Origin of the sequence: Paracoccus sp. 22332 (assembly GCF_052045125.1) — a bacterium.
Classification (GTDB): Bacteria; Pseudomonadota; Alphaproteobacteria; order Rhodobacterales; family Rhodobacteraceae; genus Paracoccus; species Paracoccus haematequi_A.
On the sequence record NZ_JBQEOI010000001.1, the window covers coordinates 195,542 to 218,361 of the forward strand.

General features: G+C 67.9%; 20 protein-coding genes. 7 read left to right on the forward strand and 13 right to left on the reverse strand.

All coding sequences use genetic code 11. The annotated features are described in order from the left end of the window. Position 1: 1 nt before the first annotated feature. The 5 genes from ACTJI6_RS00925 to pdeM are packed head-to-tail and all read left to right on the forward strand — an operon-like array spanning position 2 to position 6,313. Positions 2-706 carry a helix-turn-helix transcriptional regulator gene (locus ACTJI6_RS00925; RefSeq protein ID WP_440797022.1) on the forward strand — a complete coding sequence of 235 codons (705 nt, stop codon included), beginning with the start codon at positions 2-4 and terminating at the stop codon, positions 704-706. 30 nt (positions 707-736) lie between these two features. Beyond that, positions 737-1,729, forward strand: a complete 993-nt coding sequence (locus ACTJI6_RS00930) for a ligase-associated DNA damage response exonuclease (protein WP_440797024.1) — start codon at positions 737-739, stop codon at positions 1,727-1,729. Further along, complete coding sequence (locus ACTJI6_RS00935; RefSeq protein ID WP_440797026.1) at positions 1,726-3,276, forward strand: cisplatin damage response ATP-dependent DNA ligase; 1,551 nt, start codon at positions 1,726-1,728, stop codon at positions 3,274-3,276. The genes ACTJI6_RS00930 and ACTJI6_RS00935 overlap by 4 nt, the downstream gene beginning before the upstream one ends. Next, complete coding sequence (locus ACTJI6_RS00940; protein WP_440797028.1) at positions 3,273-5,648, forward strand: ligase-associated DNA damage response DEXH box helicase; 2,376 nt, start codon at positions 3,273-3,275, stop codon at positions 5,646-5,648. The genes ACTJI6_RS00935 and ACTJI6_RS00940 overlap by 4 nt, the downstream gene beginning before the upstream one ends. Next, positions 5,645-6,313, forward strand: coding sequence for a ligase-associated DNA damage response endonuclease PdeM (gene pdeM / locus ACTJI6_RS00945; RefSeq protein ID WP_440797030.1), 669 nt, complete (start codon positions 5,645-5,647; stop codon positions 6,311-6,313). The genes ACTJI6_RS00940 and pdeM overlap by 4 nt, the downstream gene beginning before the upstream one ends. 51 nt (positions 6,314-6,364) lie before the next feature. On the opposite strand, the gene ACTJI6_RS00950 is transcribed toward pdeM, so the two are convergent. The 8 genes from ACTJI6_RS00950 to mutM all read right to left on the reverse strand — a co-directional run bounded on the left by ACTJI6_RS00950 (position 6,365) and on the right by mutM (position 16,126). After that, positions 6,365-7,102, reverse strand: coding sequence for an outer membrane protein (locus tag ACTJI6_RS00950; protein WP_440797032.1), 738 nt, complete (start codon positions 7,100-7,102; stop codon positions 6,365-6,367). Positions 7,103-7,249: 147 nt separating this feature from the next. Next, positions 7,250-9,688, reverse strand: a complete 2,439-nt coding sequence (gyrB, locus tag ACTJI6_RS00955; RefSeq protein ID WP_440797034.1) for a DNA topoisomerase (ATP-hydrolyzing) subunit B — start codon at positions 9,686-9,688, stop codon at positions 7,250-7,252. A gap of 94 nt (positions 9,689-9,782) precedes the next feature. Continuing rightward, positions 9,783-10,859 carry a DNA replication/repair protein RecF gene (recF, locus tag ACTJI6_RS00960; RefSeq protein WP_440797036.1) on the reverse strand — a complete coding sequence of 359 codons (1,077 nt, stop codon included), beginning with the start codon at positions 10,857-10,859 and terminating at the stop codon, positions 9,783-9,785. Next, on the reverse strand, positions 10,856-11,974 hold the full coding sequence (dnaN, locus tag ACTJI6_RS00965) for a DNA polymerase III subunit beta (protein WP_440797038.1): 1,119 nt from the start codon (positions 11,972-11,974) through the stop codon (positions 10,856-10,858). The genes recF and dnaN overlap by 4 nt, the downstream gene beginning before the upstream one ends. An 85-nt stretch (positions 11,975-12,059) precedes the next feature. Next, positions 12,060-13,445, reverse strand: a complete 1,386-nt coding sequence (dnaA, locus tag ACTJI6_RS00970; protein WP_440797040.1) for a chromosomal replication initiator protein DnaA — start codon at positions 13,443-13,445, stop codon at positions 12,060-12,062. Positions 13,446-14,005: 560 nt separating this feature from the next. Then, positions 14,006-14,275 carry a 30S ribosomal protein S20 gene (gene rpsT / locus ACTJI6_RS00975; RefSeq protein WP_126154056.1) on the reverse strand — a complete coding sequence of 90 codons (270 nt, stop codon included), beginning with the start codon at positions 14,273-14,275 and terminating at the stop codon, positions 14,006-14,008. A 161-nt stretch (positions 14,276-14,436) separates the two neighbouring features. Beyond that, positions 14,437-15,213 carry an enoyl-CoA hydratase gene (locus ACTJI6_RS00980; RefSeq protein WP_440797043.1) on the reverse strand — a complete coding sequence of 259 codons (777 nt, stop codon included), beginning with the start codon at positions 15,211-15,213 and terminating at the stop codon, positions 14,437-14,439. A 67-nt stretch (positions 15,214-15,280) separates the two neighbouring features. Further along, a complete protein-coding gene (mutM, locus tag ACTJI6_RS00985) occupies positions 15,281-16,126 on the reverse strand; it encodes a bifunctional DNA-formamidopyrimidine glycosylase/DNA-(apurinic or apyrimidinic site) lyase (RefSeq protein ID WP_440797045.1) in 846 nt (281 codons plus the stop codon). A 75-nt stretch (positions 16,127-16,201) separates the two neighbouring features. Between mutM and ubiE the strand changes: the two genes are divergently transcribed. Together ubiE and ubiB are read left to right on the forward strand one after the other, a co-directional pair. Then, a complete protein-coding gene (ubiE, locus tag ACTJI6_RS00990) occupies positions 16,202-16,948 on the forward strand; it encodes a bifunctional demethylmenaquinone methyltransferase/2-methoxy-6-polyprenyl-1,4-benzoquinol methylase UbiE (RefSeq protein WP_440797326.1) in 747 nt (248 codons plus the stop codon). Continuing rightward, a complete protein-coding gene (gene ubiB, locus ACTJI6_RS00995) occupies positions 16,945-18,483 on the forward strand; it encodes a 2-polyprenylphenol 6-hydroxylase (RefSeq protein WP_440797047.1) in 1,539 nt (512 codons plus the stop codon). Before ubiE ends, ubiB begins: the two co-directional genes overlap by 4 nt. A gap of 52 nt (positions 18,484-18,535) precedes the next feature. Here ubiB and ACTJI6_RS01000 read toward each other — a convergent pair whose 3' ends face one another. The 5 genes from ACTJI6_RS01000 to ACTJI6_RS01020 form a co-directional block, all read right to left on the reverse strand. Further along, positions 18,536-18,874: a hypothetical protein gene (locus tag ACTJI6_RS01000; protein WP_440797049.1), complete on the reverse strand. Its 339-nt coding sequence runs from the start codon at positions 18,872-18,874 to the stop codon at positions 18,536-18,538. Further along, positions 18,871-19,488, reverse strand: coding sequence for a hypothetical protein (locus ACTJI6_RS01005; protein WP_440797051.1), 618 nt, complete (start codon positions 19,486-19,488; stop codon positions 18,871-18,873). The genes ACTJI6_RS01000 and ACTJI6_RS01005 overlap by 4 nt, the downstream gene beginning before the upstream one ends. An 89-nt stretch (positions 19,489-19,577) precedes the next feature. After that, positions 19,578-20,900 carry an ATP-binding response regulator gene (locus ACTJI6_RS01010; protein WP_440797053.1) on the reverse strand — a complete coding sequence of 441 codons (1,323 nt, stop codon included), beginning with the start codon at positions 20,898-20,900 and terminating at the stop codon, positions 19,578-19,580. After that, positions 20,890-22,059, reverse strand: a complete 1,170-nt coding sequence (locus ACTJI6_RS01015; RefSeq protein WP_440797055.1) for an FIST N-terminal domain-containing protein — start codon at positions 22,057-22,059, stop codon at positions 20,890-20,892. Before ACTJI6_RS01015 ends, ACTJI6_RS01010 begins: the two co-directional genes overlap by 11 nt. Next, complete coding sequence (locus tag ACTJI6_RS01020) at positions 22,059-22,766, reverse strand: response regulator transcription factor (protein ID WP_126154049.1); 708 nt, start codon at positions 22,764-22,766, stop codon at positions 22,059-22,061. Before ACTJI6_RS01020 ends, ACTJI6_RS01015 begins: the two co-directional genes overlap by 1 nt. Between the last annotated feature and the right edge of the window lie 54 nt (positions 22,767-22,820).

The window sequence follows — 22,820 nt, forward strand, 5'->3', positions numbered from 1 at the left end:
CATGGCCCGCACCGACCGCCTGATGCGCCTGATGGACAGGCTGCGCCGCCTGCCCGCGCCCGTGACCGCCGCGCGGCTGGCCCAGGAGACCGGCGTCTCATCCCGACAGCTTTACCGCGACATCGCCACGCTGCGCGCGGGCGGCGCGCTGATCGACGGGGCGGCGGGGCTGGGATACACCCTGACCGAGGATCCGGCCCTGCCGCCGCAGAGCTTTTCCCGGCTTGAGATCGAGGCCCTGCGGCTGGCCGTCGAATCGCTGGCGGGGGTGGGCGATGCGGAACTGGTCCAGGCGGGCCGCGACGCCTTGGCGCGGATCGTGGCGACGCTGCCGGAACGCCAAGCGCGCCAGGCGCTGCACGCGGTCATGCGCTGTTTCCTGCAAACCCCCGACCGTCCGGCGCCGCAGGTCGATCTGGGCCTGATCCGGGCGGCCTGCTGGGACGAGCAGGCGCTGCGGATCGACTATGCCGATCTGGCGGGCCAGCGGACGCAGCGGGTGATCTGGCCGCTGGGCCTGTCCTATTCCGACCGCTCGCTGATGCTGCTGGCGCATTGCCGATTGCGGATGGATTACCGCGTCTTCCACGTCAACCGCATCGCGGCGGCCAGCCCGACGGGCGACAGCTTCCGCCCGCACCGGGTGGCGATGGTGCGCGACTTTGCCCGGACGCGCGAGGAACGGGGCGCATCGGCGCAGCGTTGATTTTCATGGAATGTTCACCATCTTGGACCCATGCGCGCCGATCAGATCCTGCACCCCACGCCGGCCGGGCTTTACTGCCCCCCCGGTGATTTCCACATCGACCCGATCCGCCCGGTGTCGCGCGCGCTGATCACGCATGGCCATGGCGATCACGCCCGGTCGGGCCATGGCGCGGTGATGGCGACGCGGCAGACGCTGGACATCATGGCGATCCGCTATGGCGAGGACTTCGCGGGCAAGACCCAGGCGGCGGACGGTCCGGTGCGGATCGGCGACACCACGGTCAGCTTCCATCCCGCCGGGCATATCCTGGGATCGGCGCAGATCGCCGTGCAGCCCGATGCCGGGCCGAAGATCGTGGTGTCCGGCGATTACTGCCGCCATCCCAACCCGGTCAGCGCGCCTTACGAACCCGTGCCCTGCGACATCTTCGTGACCGAGGCGACCTTCGGCCTGCCGGTCTTCAAGCATCCCGACCCGGCGCAAGAGATGGCGCGGCTGCTGGCCAGCATGGCCGAATTCCCCGAACGGCCCCACCTGATCGGCGCCTATGCCCTGGGTAAGGCGCAGCGGCTGATCATGCTGGCCCGCGCGGCCGGCCTCGACGGCCCCATCGCCATCCACGGCGCGCTGCAACGGCTGTGCGATTATCATGTCGCGCAAGGCATCGACCTTGGCCCGCTGGTTCCCGCGACCGCCGACAAGGTCGATGCGCAACTGGTGATCGCCCCGCCATCCGCCTTTGCCAGCGCCTGGGTGCAGCGGTTCCGTGACCCGGTGATCGGCTTCGCCTCGGGCTGGATGGCGGTGCGGGCGCGGGCGCGTCAGCGGGGCGTCGAACTGCCCCTGGTCATCAGCGACCATGTGGACTGGCCGCAGGTCACGCAGACCATTACCGAGCTTGCCCCGCAGGAAGTCTGGATCACCCACGGGGCAGAGGACGGATTGCTGCGCTGGTGCGAAATCCAGGGCATCCCCGCCCGCCCGTTGCGTCTGGTCGGATACGAGGACGAGCCGGAATGAGGGCTTTCGCCACCCTGCTGGAACGCCTGGCCTTCACCCCCGCGCGCAATGCCAAGCTGCGGCTGTTGCGGCATTACCTGGAAGCCACGCCCGACCCGGATCGCGGCTTTGCCCTGGCCGCGCTGACCGGCGATCTGAAGCTGCGCACCGTGACACCCGGCCTGCTTCGCGGGCTGATGGTCGAACGCGTGGACGAACAGCTTTTCGCGCTGTCCTATGATTTCGTGGGCGACCTGGCGGAAACCATCGCGCTGCTGTGGAACAGCGACCGGGACGAGGACGTGCCCCTGCATCAGGCGGTCGCCCTGCTGTCGGAAACCGGCAAGGCGGGCCTTCCCGCCGCCATCGCCGCAATGCTGGATCGTCTGGGGCCGTCGCAGCGGCTGGCCTTTCTGAAGCTGGCGACCGGCAATATGCGCGTCGGCCTGTCCGCCCGGATGGCCCGGATGGCCCTGGCCGAGATGGGCGCCCCCGACGTGGCCGCCATCGAGGAAATCTGGCATGGCTTGACGCCCCCCTATGAGCCGCTGTTCCACTGGATCGCGGGCGGGACGCGGCCCGAACATGCGGCCAAGGCCCCGTTCCGCCCGGTGATGTTGTCCACGCCGGTCGATCTGGACCAGCTTCGGGCTTTCGACCCCGCCGATTACGTCGCGGAATGGAAATGGGACGGCATCCGCGTGCAGGCCATCAACGATGCGGGCACCCGCCGCCTGTATTCCCGCACCGGAGAGGATATCAGCGCCAGCTTTCCCGACCTGATCGAGGCGCTGAATTTCGACGGCGCCCTGGACGGTGAACTGCTGGTCCGGCGCGGGGATGACGTTGCGGTGTTCGGCGACCTGCAAAAGCGCCTGGGCCGCAAGCAGGTCGGGCGCGGGATGCTGGACAGCCATCCGGCCGGGATGCGGGTCTATGACGCGATGATCTGGCAGGGCCGCGACCTGCGCGACCTGCCGCTGGCCGAACGTCGCGCCGTGCTGGAGGGCGCGGATTTCGGTAGCGACCGCATCGACCTGTCGCCGCTGCTGGACTTTGCCACCTGGGACGACCTGGCCGCGCTGCGCGCCGATCCGCCCGCCCCCGTGATCGAGGGCGTGATGATCAAGCGCCGCGACAGCGCCTATGTCGGCGGCCGCCCGCGCGGGCCGTGGTTCAAGTGGAAGCGCGACCCGCATGTCGTCGATGCGGTGCTTCTGTATGCACAGCGGGGCCATGGCAAGCGGTCGGGATTTTACAGCGATTTCACCTTTGGCCTGTGGGACGGCAACCAGCTGGTGCCAGTCGGCAAGGCCTATTTCGGCTTTACGGACGAGGAGTTGCGCGAACTGGACCGCTTCGTCAGGAACAACACCGTCGAACGCTTCGGCCCCGTCCGCTCGGTCGCGCCGAAGCTGGTGCTGGAGGTCGCGTTCGAGGGGCTGAACGCCTCCGGCCGCCACAAATCGGGCGTGGCGATGCGCTTTCCCCGCATCAGCCGGATCCGCTGGGACAAGCCGGTGTCCGAGGCGGACCACCTGTCCACCCTGAAGGCGATGATCGCGTGAGCCTGCCGCCCGATTTCCAGGACTGGTTCTCCCGGCAGGGCTGGCAGCCCCATCCGCATCAGATCGCGCTGCTGGAGGCCAAGGGCGACACGCTGCTGATCGCGCCGACCGGCGGCGGCAAGACGCTGGCCGGTTTCCTGCCCTCGCTGGTCGATCTGAAGGACGGGCACCGGGGGCTGCACACGCTCTATGTCTCGCCCCTGAAGGCGCTGACGGCGGATATCGCCCGCAACCTGGCGCGCCCGGTGGCCGAACTGAACCTGCCTGTGCGGGTCGAGGATCGGACCGGCGACACGCGGTCCTCGCAGCGCGCGCGGCAGCGGGTCGATCCGCCGCAGATCCTGCTGACCACGCCGGAATCGCTGGCGCTGATGCTGTCCTATGAACAGGCGCCGCAGATCTTCGGCAGCGTCCGCCGGGTGGTGCTGGACGAATTGCACGCCCTGGCAGAAAACAAGCGCGGCGACCAGTTGATGCTGTGCCTGGCCCGCCTGCGCAGCCTGTCGCCGGACCTGATCGCCACGGGCCTGTCCGCGACGGTCGAGGATCCGGGCGCCCTGGCCGATTTCATGGGCGGCGCCACGGTGATTCAGGCTGACCCCGGCCCCGAACCCGACATCGCCATGCTGGCCACCGCGCGTCCCGCGCCCTGGTCGGGCGGCGGCGGCCATTACGCGGTGCCCGAGGTTCTGGACCAGATCCGGCAGGCCCGCACCACGATCATCTTCATCAACACGCGCGCCCAGGCGGAACTGTTCTTCCAGGCGCTGTGGGCGGCGAATGACGACAACCTGCCCATCGGGCTGCATCACGGCAGCCTGGCCCGCGAGGCCCGCCAGCGGGTCGAGGCTGCGATGGCGGTGGGTGAATTGCGCGCCGTGGTGGCGACCGGCAGCCTGGATCTGGGCATCGACTGGGGCGCGGTCGATCTGGTGATCCAGGTCGGCGCGCCCAAGAACGTCAAGCGGCTGGTCCAGCGGATCGGGCGGGCGAACCACCGCTATAACGCGCCCAGCCGCGCCCGGATCGTGCCCGCAAACCGCTTCGAGGTGATCGAATGCGTCGCCGCGCTTGAGGCCGTGCACGAACACGACCTGGACGGCGACCCGCGCGGCCCCGGCCCGCTGGACGTGCTTTGCCAGCATATCCTGTTGACGGCCTGCGCCGGTCCCTTCGACGCCGACGCGCTGTTCCGCGAAGTCCGAACCGCCGGTCCCTATCGCGGCCTGACCCGCGCGCAGTTCGACGACACCCTGGATTTCGCGGCGACCGGGGGTTACGCCCTGCGCGCCTATGACCGCTGGCAGCGGTTGATGCAACGCGACGGGCTGTGGCGGCTGCGCGATCCGCGCGCCGCCCGCGACCTGCGCATGAATGTCGGCACCATCGTCGAGGCCGAGATGCTGAAGGTCCGGCTGCGGGGACGCGGCGGCGTGCCGCTGGGCGAGGTCGAGGAAAGCTTCGCCGCGACCCTGGTGCCGGGCGACACCTTCCTGATCGGCGGGCAGACCGTCCGCTATGACGCGATGCGCGAAATGGTGATCGAGGTGACGAAGCAGCCGACCCGCCAGCCTCGGATCGCGGTCTATTCGGGGTTGAAGCTGGCGACCTCGACCCAGTTGTCGCATCGGGTCCAGGCGCTGATCGGCGATCCTGCGCGCCATTGGGTGCTGCCGCCCGACACCGCCGATTGGCTGGCTCTCCAGGATCAGATCAGCGTCCTGCCGCGCCCCGGCGTGCTGGTCAGCGAAAGCTTTCCGTTCCAGGGCAAGTGGCATTTCGCGCTGTACGGTTTTGCCGGGCGCAATGCGCTGCAAACCCTGGGCCTGCTGATGACCCGGATGATGGAGGAGGCGGGGCTTGGCCCTCTGGGCTTCATCGCCACTGATTACGCGCTGCTGATCTGGTCGCTGGATCCCGTCGCCGATCCCGCGCCGCTGCTGGACCGCGACGGCTTGCGCGCGGGCTTGGGCGACTGGCTGGCGGGCAACGCGGTGATGAAGCGGACCTTCCGCAACGTCGCCATCATCTCGGGCCTGATCCAGCGGAACATGCCGGGCGGGCGCCGGTCGGGCAAGCAGGCGACCTTTTCCAGCGACATCCTTTACGATACCCTGCGCCGCTATGACCCCGACCACCTGCTGTTGCGGATCACCGCCGACGAGGCGCGGCGGGGTCTTGTCGATTTCGACCGGATCGAGGAGATGCTGGACCGTTCCCCGCAGATCGACCACCGCATGACGGGCCGCGTCACCCCGCTGGCGGCGCCCCTGCTGCTGGAATACGGTCGGGTGCCGATCAGCGGCGCGGGCCGCGAACGCCTGGCCGAAGCCGAGGCCGCCGCCCTGATGGCCGAGGCGGGCTTGGCGTGAGTTACGGCTTCGACTTCGCGGGGCAATCCTTGCAGGCCCGGCCGTCCGGCGCGCTGTTCTGGCCCGACCGCCGCTGGCTGGTGGTCGCCGACCTGCATCTGGGAAAATCCGAACGCATGGCCCGGCGGGGCGGGTCGCTGCTGCCGCCTTACGAGGTGCTGGCGACGCTTGACCGGCTGGAGGCCGAGATCGCCGCCACCGATCCCGCCTGCGTGGTCAGCCTGGGCGATGGCTTCGACGACGACGCGGCCGCTCTGGCGCTGCCCGACATGCTGTGCGACCGGCTGCACGGCATGGCGCGGGGCCGCCGCTGGATCTGGGTCAGCGGCAACCACGACCCGTCCCCCGTCTGCCCGCGTCTGCCGGGGGAAACGGTGGCGGAACTGACCGACGGTCTGGTGCTGCGCCACCAGGCCGGGCCGGGACCGGACGTGTCGGGCCATTTCCATCCCTGCATCCGGCTGGTCGGAGAGCGGCGGCGCTGTTTCCTGATCGGCCCGGACCACCTGATCCTGCCCGCCTTTGGTGCCTATACCGGCGGGCTGGCCATCGACAGCCCGGCGCTGTCAGCCTTGGTGCCGCAGGGTCTGGCCATCGCCTGCGGCGGAACGCGGGCGCTGCCGGTTCCGGTCGGCACGACCCTGCGCCGGGGTCATCGGGCATGAAAAAGGCCGGGCGGCCCTGCGCCTCCGGCCCTTTGACGGTGCGCCGCGGCGTCAGAAGCTGAAGTTCACGCCGGCCTTGATGTTGTGATGTTCGGGCGTGGCCCGGGTCAGCACCTCGGCGGTGGTGTTGTCGAAGGTCAGGTCCGTCTTGCCGAAGTTGCGGTATTGCCATTCGGCAAAGACCGCCAAGTTTGGCCGGACCCTGCGTTCGATGCCAAGGCCCACCGAATAGCCGCCTGCACTGTACCCTTCGGTCGTCGTCCCACCGGCGTCCGACATTTCATAGTCGAAATCGCCATGAACCGCGCCGACCGTCCCATAGACCAAGGTCCGGGGGTCGACCACATAGCCGGCCTTGAGGTGCAGGCCGATGATGTAGTTGACCGAGGATTCCACGGTAAGGCCGTCCAGGGAAACGTCGTCCGCGGCATCGACGCTGCCGCTTTCCAGCCACACTTCCGGGCCGAACACCCAGTTGTTGCGCTGCCAGCGGTAACCTGCGTGAACACCCGCCGTCAGCCCCTTGACGTCTACGGACCCAAGGCCCGGATTGCGTTCGATCAGGCTGTCGCCGTCATAGAAATCCAGCCCGATCTCGTCATCGGCGCCGAAGCTGTAGCCCAGCGAGCCGCCGACATAAGGGCCGGTCCAGTCGTCGCGGGCGGTTTCGACCACCGGCGCGGCGCCTGCGGGTTCCACGACCGGGGCGGCGAAGCCGCCTGCCAGGGCGCCGGACGCAGCCGACAAGATTCCCACTGCGCAGGTTGCAAGAACGGCGGTGTAACGCATGACCAGATCCTCAAATGATAAAAACACCCGCCGGGCGGGCCGGCACTGATGGCGAGGCCATAGCGCCAGCCTTCCGCTGCGGCAACCATGAGTTGATTCGGCCTTCAAGCAAAAGCGCGGGGGCGGCAAATCCGTCACAGCGCCCGGTCAGGTATCCAGGTTTTCCACGCTCAGCGCGTTCTGCTGGATGAATTCCCGGCGCGGTTCGACCACATCGCCCATCAGCTTGGTGAACAGATCCTCGGCCTCGGCCACGTCCTCGACCCGGACCTGCAACATGGTGCGCGCGCCCGGATCCAGGGTGGTTTCCCACAGCTGTTCGGGATTCATCTCTCCCAGACCCTTGTAGCGTTGCAGGGACAGGCCCTTTTCGCCTTCCAGGAAGATCGCCTGCAACAGTCCCAGCGGGCCGAAGATCGGCTGGTCTCGGTCACGGCGCACCAGACGGGCGCCCTGGCCATAGACATCCTGCAAGGCCCGGGTCATCTCGCCCAGGCGGCGGCTCTCGGCGCTGCGCAGCATCTGGCCGTCCAGGGTCCGGTTCTCCTCGACCCCGCGCAGGGTGCGGGACAGGCGGATCCCCGCGTCTTGGGTCGGCCGGCCGGTCCAGCCCCGTTCGTATTCCTCGGCGATCATGTCCAGACGGGCGGCGACGGCACTGGCCGCACCCTGCGCGTCCGCATCGATCCGGCCCGGCAGAAGCGCGCCCGCGATGGCCGCCTGTTCGGTGATGTGGGGCGGGTAATGGGTCGGATAGGCGCGCAGGATGCGGCGCGCCGTCCGCGCCTCGTCCACCACGCGGGCCAGGTCCGCGCCGGTGATCTCCTCGCCCGAGGCAAGCCGCAGCGCCGCCCCGTCGATGCCCTGCTGGATCAGGTAATCCTCAAGCGCGGCCTCGTCCTTCAGATAGACCTCGGACCGCCCGCGCGACACCTTGTACAGCGGCGGCTGCGCGATATACAGGTGCCCCGCGTCGATCAGGTCGGGCATCTGCCGGAAGAAGAAGGTCAGCAGCAGCGTGCGGATATGCGCGCCGTCCACGTCGGCATCGGTCATGATGACGATCTTGTGGTAACGCAGCTTCGACAGGTTGAATTCGTCGCGCCCGATGCCGGTGCCAAGCGCGGTGATCAGCGTGCCGATCATTTCCGACGACAGCATCCGATCGAAGCGCGCCCGTTCGACGTTCAGGATCTTGCCGCGCAAGGGCAGCACCGCCTGGTTCTGCCGCGACCGGCCCTGCTTGGCGGACCCGCCCGCGCTGTCACCCTCGACGATGAACAGTTCGGACAGGGCCGGATCCTTTTCCTGGCAATCGGCCAGCTTGCCGGGCAGCGAGGCCACGTCCATCGCCGTCTTGCGCCGGGTCAGCTCGCGCGCCTTGCGCGCGGCCTCGCGGGCCAGTGCCGCCTCGACGATCTTGCCGGTGATCAGCTTCGCCTCGGCCGGGTTTTCCTCGAACCACTCGGCCAGCTTCTCGCCGACCAGGTTCTCGACCGCCGGACGAACCTCGCTCGAGACCAGCTTGTCCTTGGTCTGGCTGGAGAATTTCGGATCGGGCACCTTGACCGACAGCACGCAGGTCAGGCCTTCACGGGCGTCGTCGCCGGTGAAATCGACCTTTTCCTTTTTCGCGATGCCGCTGTCCTGAGCGTATTTCGTGATGACGCGGGTCAGCGCGCCGCGGAAGCCCGCCAGATGGGTGCCGCCGTCGCGCTGCGGGATGTTGTTGGTGAAGGGCAGCACGGTTTCATGATAGCTGTCGTTCCACCACATCGCGACCTCGACCCCGATGCCGTTCTTCTCGCCGGTCATGAAGATCGGCTCGGACATGACGGCGGTCTTGGAACGGTCCAGGTATTTCACGAATTCCCGCACACCGCCTTCATAGAACAGCTCGGTGCGCTGAACCTCGGCATGGCGTTCGTCTTCCAGGATGATGCGGACGCCGCTGTTCAGGAAGGCCAGTTCGCGCAGGCGGTTTTCCAGGGTCTTGTAGACGTAGTCCAGGTTGGAAAACGTTCCGTTCGGATCGTTGGTCTTGGACGAGGCGAGGAACCGCACCTCGGTCCCCTTTTCGCCCGGCGCGGCGTCGCCCACCACGCGCAGGTGTTCGGCGGTGTCGCCATGTTCGAACCGGGCGTAATGTTCCTTGCCGTTCCGCCAGATGCGCAGTTCCAGCCAGTCCGACAGCGCGTTCACCACCGACACGCCGACGCCGTGCAGCCCGCCCGAGACCTTGTAGCTGTTCTGGTCGAATTTGCCCCCCGCGTGAAGCTGGGTCATGATGACCTCGGCCGCCGAGACGCCTTCGCCGGCATGAATGTCGGTGGGGATACCGCGGCCGTTGTCGCGCACCGAGACGCTGTTGTCGGCGTGGATCTTGACCCGCACATAGTCGGCGTGACCGGCCAGGGCCTCGTCGATGCCGTTGTCCACGACCTCGTAGACCATGTGGTGCAGGCCGGATCCGTCATCGGTATCGCCGATATACATGCCGGGCCGCTTGCGAACAGCCTCCAACCCTTTGAGAACCTTGATGGAATCGGCGCCGTATTCGGCGCTTTGCGGGATCGTGTCGGCCATGCGTGAAAGTGTCCTGTTCCTGTGCTGCCGATATAAGCGTTCCGGCAGGGAAAGTCACGGGAAAGACGGGATTTTTCTGCCCTTTCGGCGCGGTTCAAGCGGCGATTTCCGCAGCCGTCGAAACCCCGTCGTCGCGCGTCACCGCCAGCCGCCGGGCACGGGGGCCGAGGCTGTCGAAAAGCTCCGGCCCGGTGCCGGTCAGCAGGCTCTGCGCGGGCAGGGCGCAGATCCGGTCGTACAGCGCCGCGCGGCGGTCGGCATCCAGATGGGCCGCGACCTCGTCCAGCAGCAGCACGACCGGCTGGTCCGACAGCGCCCGGGCATTGGCGAGGATCAGGGACAGCAGCAGCGCCTTCTGTTCGCCGGTGGACGACAGCGCGGCGGGCATGTCCTGCGGCCCCCAATGCGCGCCCAGATCGGCGCGGTGCGGGCCGGTCAGGCTGCGGCCCGCGCTCAGGTCGCGGGGACGCATCGCGGCAAGGCGGGCGGCGATGCTGTCGGGATCGGGGTCGTCGGCCTGGCCTTCGCCCGGCAACAGGGTCAGGGTCGCGGCGGGAAAGTCGCCGCCGTCCTGCGCGGCCATGATCGCCGTCAGCGCCGCCTGGCGGTTGCGCGTCAGGGCCGCGCCCGCATCCCCCATCTGCGCTTCAAGCGCGCGATACCAGCCGGGATCGCCGATCTGGTCCTTCAGCAGGCGGTTGCGTTCCCGCATCGCCCGGTCATAGGTCAGCGCCACGTCGGCATGGTCGGGAAACAGGCTCAGAGTCACGCGGTCCAGGAACCGGCGCCGCGCCTCGGGAGGGTCGGACCACAGCCGGTCCATCGCGGGCACCAGCCACAGGATCCGCAGCAGCCGCCCCAAGGCCGTCTGCGCCATCGGCTTGTCGTCGATCAGGACGCTGCGGGACTGGCCCGGTGGGGCGGCGGTCTCGACCGCGTGGTCGTCCACCGCAGCGCGGATCCGCCAGCCCGCGTCGCGCCCCTGCCGGGCCTGATCGGGGGCGGGCGCGGCGCGCAGGCCGCGACCCGGCGCCAGCATCGACACGGCTTCCAAGATGTTGGTCTTGCCCGATCCGTTCGGGCCGAAGATCGCCAGCGGCCGGTGGTCCAGATCCAGATCCAGCCGGGACCATGACCGGAACTGCGCCAGCGACAGATGGGTAAGCGTCACACCCGCATCGGCATGACGACATAGACCGCGCTTTGGTCGGACCCTTCGCGGATCAGCGCGGCATCGCCCGAGCCGTTGAACAGGAACACCGCGTTGTCGCGGTCCACCTGGCTGGCGATTTCCTGCAGGTACTTGGCGTTGAAGCCGATTTCCAGCGGGTCGTCGGCGTAAGCCACGATCAGCTCCTCCTCGGCGGCGCCGGCGTCGGGGGCGTTCACCGACAGGATCAGCCGGTCCTGATCCAGCGCCAGCTTGACGGCGCGCGACCGTTCGCTGCTGACGGTCGCCACCCGGTCCACAGCGCGGGCGAAGTCGGTCGCGTCGACCTCCAGCTTGCGGGCGTTGTTCATCGGGATGACGCGGGAATAATCCGGGAAGGTGCCGTCGATCACCTTGGATGTCAGCGTCAGCGTCGGCGTGGCGAAGCGCACCTTGGTTTCGCTGACCGACACCGCGATGTCGGTATCGTCGTCGTCCAGCAGCTTGCGCAGTTCGGCGACCGTCTTGCGCGGCACGATCACGCCCGGCATCTCGTCCGCGCCGACCGGCAGCGGCGCGTCGATCCGCGCCAGCCGGTGCCCGTCGGTCGCCACGCAGCGCAGCATCGGCTGGCCGTCGACCTGGGCGACGTGCATGTAGACGCCGTTCAGGTAATAGCGCGTCTCCTCGGTCGAGATGGCGAACTTCGCCTTGTCGAACAGGCGCCGCAGCACATCGGCCTTGGCCTTGAAATTGGCGCTGTATTCCGACGACGCCATGACCGGAAAATCCTCGCGCGGCAGCGTGGCCAGGCTGAAGGACGACCGCCCGGCCTGCACCGACAGCCGCCCCGCCGCATCGTCGCTGCTGATCTGGACCAGGGCCCCGTCGGGCAGCTTGCGCGCGATCTCGTTCAGCATCACCGCGCTGACGGTGGTGGCGCCGGGGCGTTCCACCTGGGCGGGGGCGCGGTCCACGACCTCGGTATCCAGGTCGGTGGCGCGGAAGCTGACGCCTTCGGGCGTGGCCTCGATCAGGACGTTGGCTAGGATTGGAATGGTGTTGCGCCGTTCCACGACCGACTGGGCCTGAGAGACGGCCTTGACCAGAACGGCGCGCTCGATCGAGAATTTCATCGCTTTTCCCTGTGCCTGCGGCCATTCCGGCCCGTAAACGGACCTGTTTTGTAACGGCCCGCGCAGGCAGTCACAAGCGTTTCGTTCAGGCTTCCAGCAGGCGCTTCAGCAGGGCCACATCCTCGGCCAGGGCGTGATCCTCGACCACCAGTTCCTCGACCTTGCGGATGCCGTGCATGATCGTGGTGTGATCGCGCCCGCCGAAGCGGCGGCCGATTTCCGGCAGGGACCGGCTGGTCAACTGCTTGGACAGGTACATGGCGATCTGCCGGGGACGCGCGACGTTGCGGGCGCGCTTGGGCCCCACCATGTCGGCCAGACGGATGTTGTAATGTTCCGCGACCTTGCGCTGGATGTCGTCGATGGAGATCTTGCGGTCATTGGTGCGCAGGATGTCGGCCAGGCATTCCTGGGCCACCTCCAGCGTGATCTCGCGGCGCAGCAGGCTGGCATGGGCGAACAGCCGTTGCAGCGCGCCTTCCAGCACGCGGACGTTGGTGGTGATCCGGTGGGCCAGGAATTCAAGCACCCCCGCGCCGATCTCCAGATCGGGCTGCTGGGCGCGGAAGCCCTCGGTCTTGGATTGCAGGATGCCCAGGCGCAATTCATAGGTCGTGGGATGCAGGTCCACGATCAGTCCGCAGGACAGGCGCGACTTGATGCGTTCCTCAAGGCCCTTGATCTCGGCAGGGGCGCGGTCGGCGGAAATGACGATCTGCTTGCCCTGATCGACCAAGGCGTTGAAGGTGTGGAAGAATTCTTCCTGGGTGCTGTCCTTGCCGGCAATGAACTGCACGTCGTCGACCATCAGCATGTTCACGTTGCGGAACATGCCCTTGAAATCCATGATCGTGCTTTCGCGCAGCGCCTGCACGAAGCGGTACATGAACTGTTCGGCCGACAGATACAGCACCTGCGCCGCCGGATGGCGCGTCTGATAATCATGGGCGATGGCGTGCATCAGGTGCGTCTTGCCCAGGCCCACGCCACCATAGAGAAACAACGGGTTGAATCCGACCGGCCCGCCCTCGGCCACGCGGCGCGCGGCGGCATGAGCCAGTTCGTTGGGCTTGCCCACAACGAAATTGCCGAAGGTATAGCGCGGATCCAGCGGCGCGCCCAGATCCGTGCGGCCCACCCGCGCCGTGGCGGGCGCGGCGGCGCTTGCGACGGGGCGCGCGGGCTTCGCGGCAGCGGCGGCGGCGGCCGGACGGGCGCGGCCGGGCGCGGTCTGGGGCACGACCTCGAACCGCAGGCGCTCCACGGTGGCGCCGTGGCGGCTCAGCTCGCCCAGGATGTCCTTGGCGAAGTGGCGGTTCACCCAGTCGGAAATGAAGCGCGTCGGGCTGGCGAAATGGGCGATCCCCGAATCCACGCCGGTCAGGCGCAGGGGCTTGATCCAATGATTGAAGTTGTTCGGCCCCACGCTTGTTTCAAGCGCGGCGCATGCCTGGCCCCAGATCTCGTCCATGGTCTGCCCTATCTTTCCTGTCCCCAGCCTTCGCCGGACCTTCCGGCGAAACAGGATCCCCGACGCGGGCCGGACGGACTGAACTGCGGCAACACCCCACCCTGCGGCCCCGAACGGGTCGCATGACGAGGCTTTCGCCCGAGGTTCAATCCAAGACACGGGGTTCCGCACAGCCGGTGGCAGCCGTCTGCAAGAACAACCCGAGGGCTTGAAGGCGCCTGAAGCCTTCTGGCCCGACCGATGCCCGCGACCCTTCAGGATCGTCGGGAAACCGGCCCGTCCCCCAACACAGCGACGTGAATCGCCCCATGACGTTAGCAATGGCGCGCGGCCTGCTGCAACCGAACTATGTGCTTGACAGGGGCTTTGCCAAATCGAATCTCCGAGCCCTTTGACTCGAAAGGAAAGAATCCTGAACGCCTTGATATGTGGGCATTTTTGCAACATTCGCAGGCGCAGAAACGGAAATCGGGCGCGGTTTCGCAACCGCACCCGACCGGGTTTCCTGGCCCCGCGGGGCCGCGATTTCAAGGCAATCAGCGCCGCGGACGGCGCGAGAATCAGGCCGCCGACAGGGCCTTCACGCGCGATGCCAGGCGCGAGATTTTCCGCGACGCAGTATTCTTGTGGACCACGCCCTTGGTGACGCCGCGCATCAGTTCGGGCTGGGCCGCCTGAAGGGCCGCCTTGGCCTCGTCGGCATTGCCCGAGGCGATGGCCTCTTCGACCTTGCGCAGATAGGTGCGGATGCGCGAACGGCGGGCCTTGTTCACGTCGGTGCGACGCTCGATCTGGCGGGCGCGTTTCTTGGACTGGGGCGAGTTGGCCATGGGTCTTGTTCTTCCTGTTCAGGTCTTCAGCGTTTCGATTGCGCAAAAGACCCAAGACGCCGCATTCCGGGGAAAGCGGTCATGATTCTTGCCTAAGCGGGCCCACGCGCATGTAAGCCGGGGCCTATAAGGCAAATGGCCCGCAAAGGAAAGCCGAAAAATCAGCGGTCGCGGAATTGCGGCTCGCGCTTTTCCAGGAAGGCGGCCATGCCTTCCTTCTGATCCTCGGTCGAGAACAGCGCCTGGAAATTGCGCCGCTCGAACAGGATGCCCTCGGCCATGGTCGTCTCGTAGGCGCGGTTGACGGCCTCTTTCGCGGCCTTGACCGAGACTTGGGATTTCTCGGCGATCTTGCGGGCGGCGGCCATGGCCTCGGGGATCAGCTTGGCGGCGGGGACCACGCGGCTGACCAGGCCCGACCGTTCCGCCTCGGCCGCGTCCATGAAGCGGCCGGTCAGGTGCATGTCCATGGCCTTGGACTTGCCCACGAATCGGGTCAGCCGCTGGGTGCCGCCGATGCCCGCGATGACGCCCAGGTTGATTTCCGGCTGGCCGAATTTCGCGGTGTCGGCGGCGATGATGAAGTCGCAGATCATCGCCAGTTCGCATCCCCCGCCCAGGGCATAGCCCGAAACGGCGGCGATGATCGGCTTGCGGATGCGGGTGATCGCATCGATCTTCGCGCCGAACAGATCCTCGTCATAGGCGTCCACGAAGGTCTTGGTGGACATCTCCTTGATGTCGGCCCCGGCGGCGAAGGCCTTTTCGCTGCCGGTCAGAACGACGCAGCGGATCTTGTCATTGCGGTCGGCTTCCGCCAGGGCCTGGCCCAGTTCGGTGATCAGCGCGGTGTTCAGCGCGTTCAGCGCCTCGGGGCGGTTCAGCCGGATCAGGGCGACGCTGCCCTCGATCTCGACGATGATGGTGTCATAGGCCATGGTGCGTCCCGGTTGCAAAAGGTTCGTGGCGGACCCTATCAAAAGCGCGGGCGGAAAGCCAAGCAGCCTAACGCTGGCAGGCAGGGCAGAAGAAACTGGACCGCCCCCCCTGCACGATCCGGCGGATGCTGCCCGAACAGCCGGGGGTGGGGCAGGGCGCGCCCTCGCGGTCATAGACGCGGAAGCTGTGCTGGAAATAGCCCAGTTCCCCGCTGGCCTGGCGGTGGTCGCGCAGACTGGATCCGCCCGCCGCGATGGCATCGGTCAGCACGTCGCGGATATGGCCGACCAATGCGGCGATGCGCGCGGCCCCGATCCGCCCCGCCGCCCGGCGCGGGTCGATGCCCGCGCGGTGCAGCGCCTCGGACACATAGATATTGCCCAGGCCCGCGACGATCCGCTGATCCAGCAGCGCCTGTTTCACCGGCACCCGGCGGCCCGCAAAGGCCGCAGCCAGATAGGCCGGGGTAAAGGCGCCGTCGAAGGGCTCGGGCCCCAGATGGTCCAGCAGCGGATGCGCCGACCCCTCGCGGATCAGATCCACCATGCCGAAGCGGCGGGCGTCGTTGAAGGTGATCGTGCTGCCCGCCTCGGTCGTCAGCACCACGTGGTCATGGCGCGGCAGGATCGCCGGGTCGCGGTGGAAATCGCCCAGCGATGCGTCCTGGACCAGCATCCGCCCCGACATCCCCAGATGCATCAGCAGCGTGCCGCCCCGGTCCAGGTCCGCCAGCAGGTATTTCGACCGCCGCCGCAGCGCCGTCACCATGGCCCCGGTCAGCACCTGCACCAGATCGACCGGCAGAGGCCAGCGCAGGTCGGGGCGGCGAACCTCGGCCCGCGCGATGCGTTGTCCTTCCAGATGCGGCAACAGGCCGCGGCGGACGGTTTCGACTTCGGGCAGTTCTGGCAATCCCGGTCCTTTCGATCCATTGTGCCGCAGGCGCGTCGGATCTATCTGGCGATGAAACAGCGGATCGGCAAGCGGATGAACGACAAGAAGCAGACCCATTTCGGTTTCCAGACCGTGGACGAGGATGCCAAGGCCGGGATGGTCCACGGGGTCTTTTCCAGCGTCGCGTCCCGTTACGACCTGATGAACGACCTGATGAGCGCGGGCATCCACCGGGTCTGGAAGAACGCGATGATGGACTGGCTGGCGCCGCGCGAAGGTCAGCACCTGCTGGACGTGGCGGGCGGCACGGGCGACATCGCCTTCCGGTTTCTGGACCGTGCGCCGGGCGCCCGCGTCACCGTCTGCGACATGACCGAATCCATGCTGGTCGAGGGGCGCAAGCGCGCCGACGCGGTCGAGAAATCCGACCGGCTGTCCTGGGTCACGGGCGATGCGATGGCGCTGCCCTTTGCCGACAACAGCTTCGACCGCTATACGATCAGCTTCGGCATCCGCAACGTCACCCGCATCCCCGACGCCCTGGCCGAGGCCCATCGCGTCCTGCGCCCCTGCGGGCGGCTGATGGTGCTGGAGTTCAGTCGGATCCCGGTGCCCGCGATGCAATGGGCCTATGACCGCTATTCCTTCAACGTCATCCCGGCGATGGGCCAGGCGGTGACGGGGGATCGCGACAGCTATCAGTATCTGGTCGAATCGATCCGCAAGTTCCCCGACCAGGACGCCTTCGCCGATCTGATCCGCGCCGCCGGTTTCGACCGCGTGCAGTATCGCAACCTGTCGATGGGCATCGCCGCCCTGCATTCGGGCTGGAAGCTTTGAGGGGACCGCACAACCTTCTGCGCCTGATCCGCACCGGCGCCACCTTCGAGCGCACCGGCGCGATGGGCGCGGTCCTGGACGCGATGGAGGCGCCGCCCCGGCTGCGCGTCGCCGCGCGGATCCTGGGCTGGCCGTTCCGCTGGCTGGGCTACAAGGGCGACCCGGCGCTGCCGCCGATCACGCGGGCGATCACCGCGCTTGGCCCGGCCTATATCAAGTTCGGCCAGATCCTCTCGACCCGCGCGGATGTGGTCGGCGTGCAGATGGCCGACCAGTTGCGGATGTTGCAGGACCGCCTGCCGCCATTCCCGACCGGGCAGGCGAAGGAGATCATCCAGGCCGACCTGCGGATGCCGGTCGATCTGCTGTTTTCCGAATTCTCGGAACCCGTGGCGGCGGCTTCGATCGCCCAGGTCCACCGCGCCCGCGTGCGCGAGACGGGGCGCGAGGTCGCGGTCAAGGTGCTGCGCCCCGGAATCGCGGGGGCCTTCCGCCGCGATATCGACGCGTTCCATTTCGCCGCCGGGATCATCGAATTCCTGTCCCCCGGCAGCCGCCGCTTGCGCCCGCGCGACGTGGTGGCCCATTTCGAAGCCACCGTCACCGCCGAACAGGACATGCGGCTGGAGGCGGCGAACGCGTCGGAATTCGCCGAAAACACCAAGGACGATCCGGGCTTTGCCGTTCCCCGTCCGCATTGGGATCTGTCCTCGCGCCGCGTCCTGACCTCGGACTGGGCCGAGGGCCTGCCGATGGGCGACCGCGCCGCGCTGCTGGCGGCGGGCCATGATGTCAGCCGCATCGCCACGCGGGTGATCCAGCTGTTTTTGCAGCACGCCCTGCGCGACGGGTTCTTTCATGCCGACATGCATCACGGCAACCTGAAGGTCGCGGCGAATGGCGACGTGCTGGCCTATGACTTCGGCATCATGGGCGAGATCGACGAATACACCCGCCGCATCTATGCCGAGATCCTGTATGGCTTCATCCAGCGCGATTACCGCCGCGTCGCCCGCGTCCATTTCGAGGCGGGCTATGTCCCCCGCGACCGCGACGAGGCGCAATTCGCCCGCGCCCTGCGCGCCGTGGGCGAGCCGATCTTCGGCGCCAATGCCAGCCGGATTTCCATGGCGAACCTGCTGGCCTATCTGTTCGAGGTGACGGAACGCTTCGGGATGCAGACCCAGACGCAGCTGATCCTGCTGCAACGCACCATGGTCGTGGTCGAAGGTGTGGCCCGGTCGGTCGATCCGCAGCTGAACATCTGGGACGCGGCCAAGCCGGTGGTGTCGGATTACATCAAGTCGAACATCGGACCCCGTGCGCTGGCAGGCGACATGGCGCGCGTGGCGCAGACCGTGGGGCGTTACGGCCCCCTGTTGCCGCGCATGGTCGAACAGGCGTTGTGGGAACGCGCCCATCCCGAGGACGCGCGCCGTATCCAGCCGGTCGTGATCCGCCGCGGCGCGCCGGTCTGGCTGGCGCTGGCGCTGGCGCTTGGCGCGGGGGCAGCGATCGGGATGGTGCTGGTCTAGCGGGGTCCAGCCGGATCATGGGCGGGCATTGGACTGAAGGACCTTTCGCCGCTCAGAAACACAAAATCTCGGCCTCGGCCTCGGCGCGTTTCAGATGGGCGATGATCTCGGTCATCTGCGGCATTCCCCGGAACATGCCGGATCGTTCGCCGGTCGTCTGCTGCATCCGCAACACCGTTTCGGCGCTGACGTAATCGTCATAGGGCAACACCTCGGCGATCTGGTCGATGGCGCAGGAACAGCGGTCCAGCATGTCGCGGGTCTGGCCGTTCGTCGCCATGCAGGCAAAGACGTATTCCGCCCGCGCATTGGTCGGATAATCGTTCACCGCCTGCGCCCAGGCGGGCGCCGCGCCCGTCGCCAGGGCCAGCAAGGCCAGCCGGGCGATCATTGCAGCGCCATCCGCTGGACATAGCCGGGCTGCGCCCCGGCCGTTTCGGCGCGCAGTTCGCGGATCGGCTGGGACGGATCGCCCAGCAGGAAGGTCAGGGTCAGCGTTTCGAACCCCTTCATCCGGTTGGCGTTCGGATCGTCCGCGAAGGGCTGGAAGCTGGCGACCGACCCGCCCTGTTGCGCGGCGATCCTGCCGCCTTGGAACAGCGCCTCCTTGATGCGGTTGCGGATATAGAACGGGCTGCCCCCGGTCAGGGTCGCCATGTCGCGGGTAACCTGTTCCAGAAAGAAGGTCAGCACCGGATCCCCGGCCGAGATCGGGAACGGCCCGATCCGCCGGGTCCGCGAATCGGTCTGCTGGACCAGTTGCAGCACCGGCTGGCTGTCGGTGGGGTCGATCACCTGGGTCAGCGTCAGGCTGCCGTCCCGGACCGGCACAAAGCCCGGAGCCTGCGGCCCCTCGACATGCAGGGACCAGTGCAGGTCGCGCCCCTCGATGGACCAGGGGCCGCGTTCGGCAAAGACGGCGTCGCCCGCCTCGCCCGCAGGGGCAATGCCCGGCGACAGGACCGACAGCCCCAGCCACAAGGCCGCGGCAATGGCTCGTTTCATGCTAACCCTCCCCCAATGCCCGGGCAGTTTGCGCCCCCCGCGGCGAAGGGCAAGCCCCACCGCGCGCGCCCTCGGCCTTTGGTCGCAGATCATGCCAGGATGCCGCCCAGCATCTCGGCCAGTTCCGAGGGGCGCACGGGCTTTTCCATCAGATGCACCTGCATGGCGGCGCAGTTGCGGGCGATCTGCGGGTCGCGATGGGCGGTGATCATCACGGCGGGGATCGCCTGGCCCGCCGATCGGCGCAGGGCGGCGATTGCCTGGACGCCGGTATCGCCGTTTTCCAGGTTGTAGTCGGCCAGGATCACGTCGGGCGGGTCGTCGCCCATGGTCGCCAGGGCCTCGGCCGTGCCGCCGGCGATGCGGGCCACCATCCCCAGCCGATCGCGCAGGATCATCTCGTATCCGCGCCGCATCCCCTGGTCGTTTTCCACCACCAGGGCGACCCGGCCGCGCAGGGGCAGGGTGGCGCGGGCGGGCCGGTCCGGGCCGCTGCGGTCCTGACGCTGGACCAGGGGCAGGCCGACGCGAAAGACCGTGCCGCGCATCGCCTCGGAATCCAGGCGGATCGGGTGGTCCAGCTTGGCGCAGGCGCGGCGCACGATGGACAGGCCCAGGCCCATTCCTGGTGTCCGGTTGTCGTTGCCAAGCCGCTGGAATTCGTCGAAGATCCGGTTCCGGTCCACGGCCGGGATGCCCACCCCCGTGTCATAGACGCACAGCCAGGCCAGCGACCCGCGCTTGCGCGCGCCCACCACCACGCCGCCCCGGTTGGTATACTTGATGGCGTTCGACACCAGGTTCTGCGCGATCCGCCGCAGGAAGACCGGGTCGCTTTCGACCACCGCATCGGTGGGCACGAAGGACAGCCGCAGCCCCTTCGCTTCGGCCAGGGGGGCGTATTCGATGGCCAGCTTGCGGAACAGATCGCCCAAGGGCACCGGCTGGCGGTGGAATTCGATCCGCTGGCTGTCCAGCCGAGAGATGTCCAAGACCGCGTGCATCAGCTGTTCCACCGATTCGAAGGCCCCCGACAGCCGGTCGGTCAGTTCGGCCTGATGTTCGGTCATCGGCGTGTCCGCCAGCATCGACAAAAACAGCCGCGCCGCCGACAGGGGTTGCAGCAGGTCGTGGCTGGCCGCGCGCAGGAAGCGGGTCTTGGATCGATTGGCTTCCTCGGCCGAGGCGCGGGCGACGGCCAGTTCGCGGTTGCGTTGCGACAGGTCGGCCAGGGCGCGTTCCAGGTCGCGGGTGCGGGCCATCACCTCTTGTTCCAGGGCGACGGCGGCCTGGAACATCGACCAGGCCGAGCCGCGCGATTCCTCCAGCCGGTCGATGCGGTCGATCAGCACCTGGTTGATGCGGGCCAGCTTTTCGACCCGGCGTTCGGGACCGTCGTCGTCACGCAGCATGGGTCGTTGCCGCATCCGTGTTGGGCATGAAGGCCAGTCCCACGAAGGTCTGGTTCACATGCATCCCGCTGTGCTGTTCGCCATAGGTGTTGAACCCCGCCACGCGATACCGCGCCAGCAGTTCCGACATCTGGTCGCTCAGGCCTTCGCGTTCGACCGCCAGGCGGCGCAGGATGCAGTCGAAGGCCAGAACCATCAGCGGCGGGCGGGGCAGGGCGGCAAGCGCCTCGGCGAAGCCCTGGGTCATGTCCTCGGCCCGGCCCAGCGTCAGGACCGTGCCGGTGTCGATGGCCGACATCAGCGACAGCCCGCCGTCGCCGGTCTGCGCGCTGATCGCCCGGACGTGATGGTGGCGGCCCATCCGCAGCAACAGCGGATGGCGCGCGAATTCGGTGGGCGTCAGGGCGTCGGGGGCGAGTCCGGTCAGGCGGGCATATTCCTCGGCCGCCGGTTCGGCGTTCAGTTCCAGGATGCGGCGCTTTTCGGGGATCGCGGCGGTGACGACCACGCGCCGGTCGGTGGGGCTGAAATGGGCAAAGGTCACCTCGCTGACGGCCAGGTCGGTTTCGACCAGCAGGAAGACGGCGGCATTGGTCACGACCTTGCCCTGGGCCAGCAGCCAGGTCTGGCGGAACAGCAGCCCGTCGCCCGCCGATCCGCCCAGCGTCGGAACCGAGGGCAGCGCCGCGTCGATGGTGGCCACCAGGGCGTCTTCCTGGCCCGCCAGCCCGTCGACCAGCAGCAGCCCGAACAGCGACCGCTGCGGATCGGGACCGAAGCCCGCCTGCAACCGGCGCAGCGCCGCCATCCAGTCCGACACCGGCAAGGCGTCCAGATCGGGCAGCACCAGGGCCGAGGCCCGGAAATGCGCCGCCGGAAAGCCGATGGCGACCACGCTGTCGCTGGCATAGCCGGACGGCCCGATTTCGCCTGCGGACGAACAGCCCGCGATCACGCAGCCCTCGGGCAGGCCCGCCCGCAGCGCCGCGTCAAGCGCGGCCAGTTCGGGACCATGCGCGCCGAAGATCAGGACCAGGCCCGGATTGGCTCCGCGCAGGCCGTCCAGCAGGATCCGGCCGTGATCGGCCTGTCCGCGGTCGGCCTGCACGGCCACCGGCCCGGTGGCGCCCTCCTTCGCTGCCGGGCCGGTATCCATCATCAGCCCGCCTCGAACAGGCGGACCGTATTGGCAAGCAGCACCGCCTGGGTGCGGCGGCGGGCGTTGATCTTGGACATGATGGCGGTGATGTGGGTCTTTACCGTCGCCTCGGCGATGGACAGGTCATAGCTGATCTCCTTGTTCGCCTTGCCCTGGCAGATCAGCCGCAGGATCTTCATCTGCTGCGGCGTCAGGGTTGCGAAGCGGCGCGCCAGTTCGGCCTTGGCCGCATCGTCCGCATCGGCCTGGTCGGGCGCATAGCCTTCGGGGGTGACATGCTCGCCCTCCCACATGCGGCGCAGGCTGTCCACCAGGGCCTCGCGGCCCAGAGACTTGCTGATATAGCCCTGCGCCCCTGCGGCCATCGCCGCCGAGATCATGGCGCTGTCCATGTCGGCCGAGATCATGGTGATCGGCACGTCCGGCAACTGGCGGCGCAGGGTGACGATCCCCTCGGCCCCGCGCGCGTCGGGCAGGTTCAGGTCCAGGATCACCGCGTCCGGCGCGCCCTGCGCCTTGATCCCGTCCAGGGCCGCGCCCAGGCTGCGGGCGGTCCGCACATTCTTCAGGCCGAAGCTGATCTTCAGGGTCAACGCCAGGGCATCGCACATCAGCGGGTGATCGTCCACGATCAGGATTTCCCGGACCTGATCGGCGCTTTGCCGTGGCGTCTGCGGCGCACGGGCCTGCATGGCTGCGGCTGTCATCGTGATTCCTCCTCGGATGATATCGCGGTCTCCCCTCCGCAACATTCTTTCACG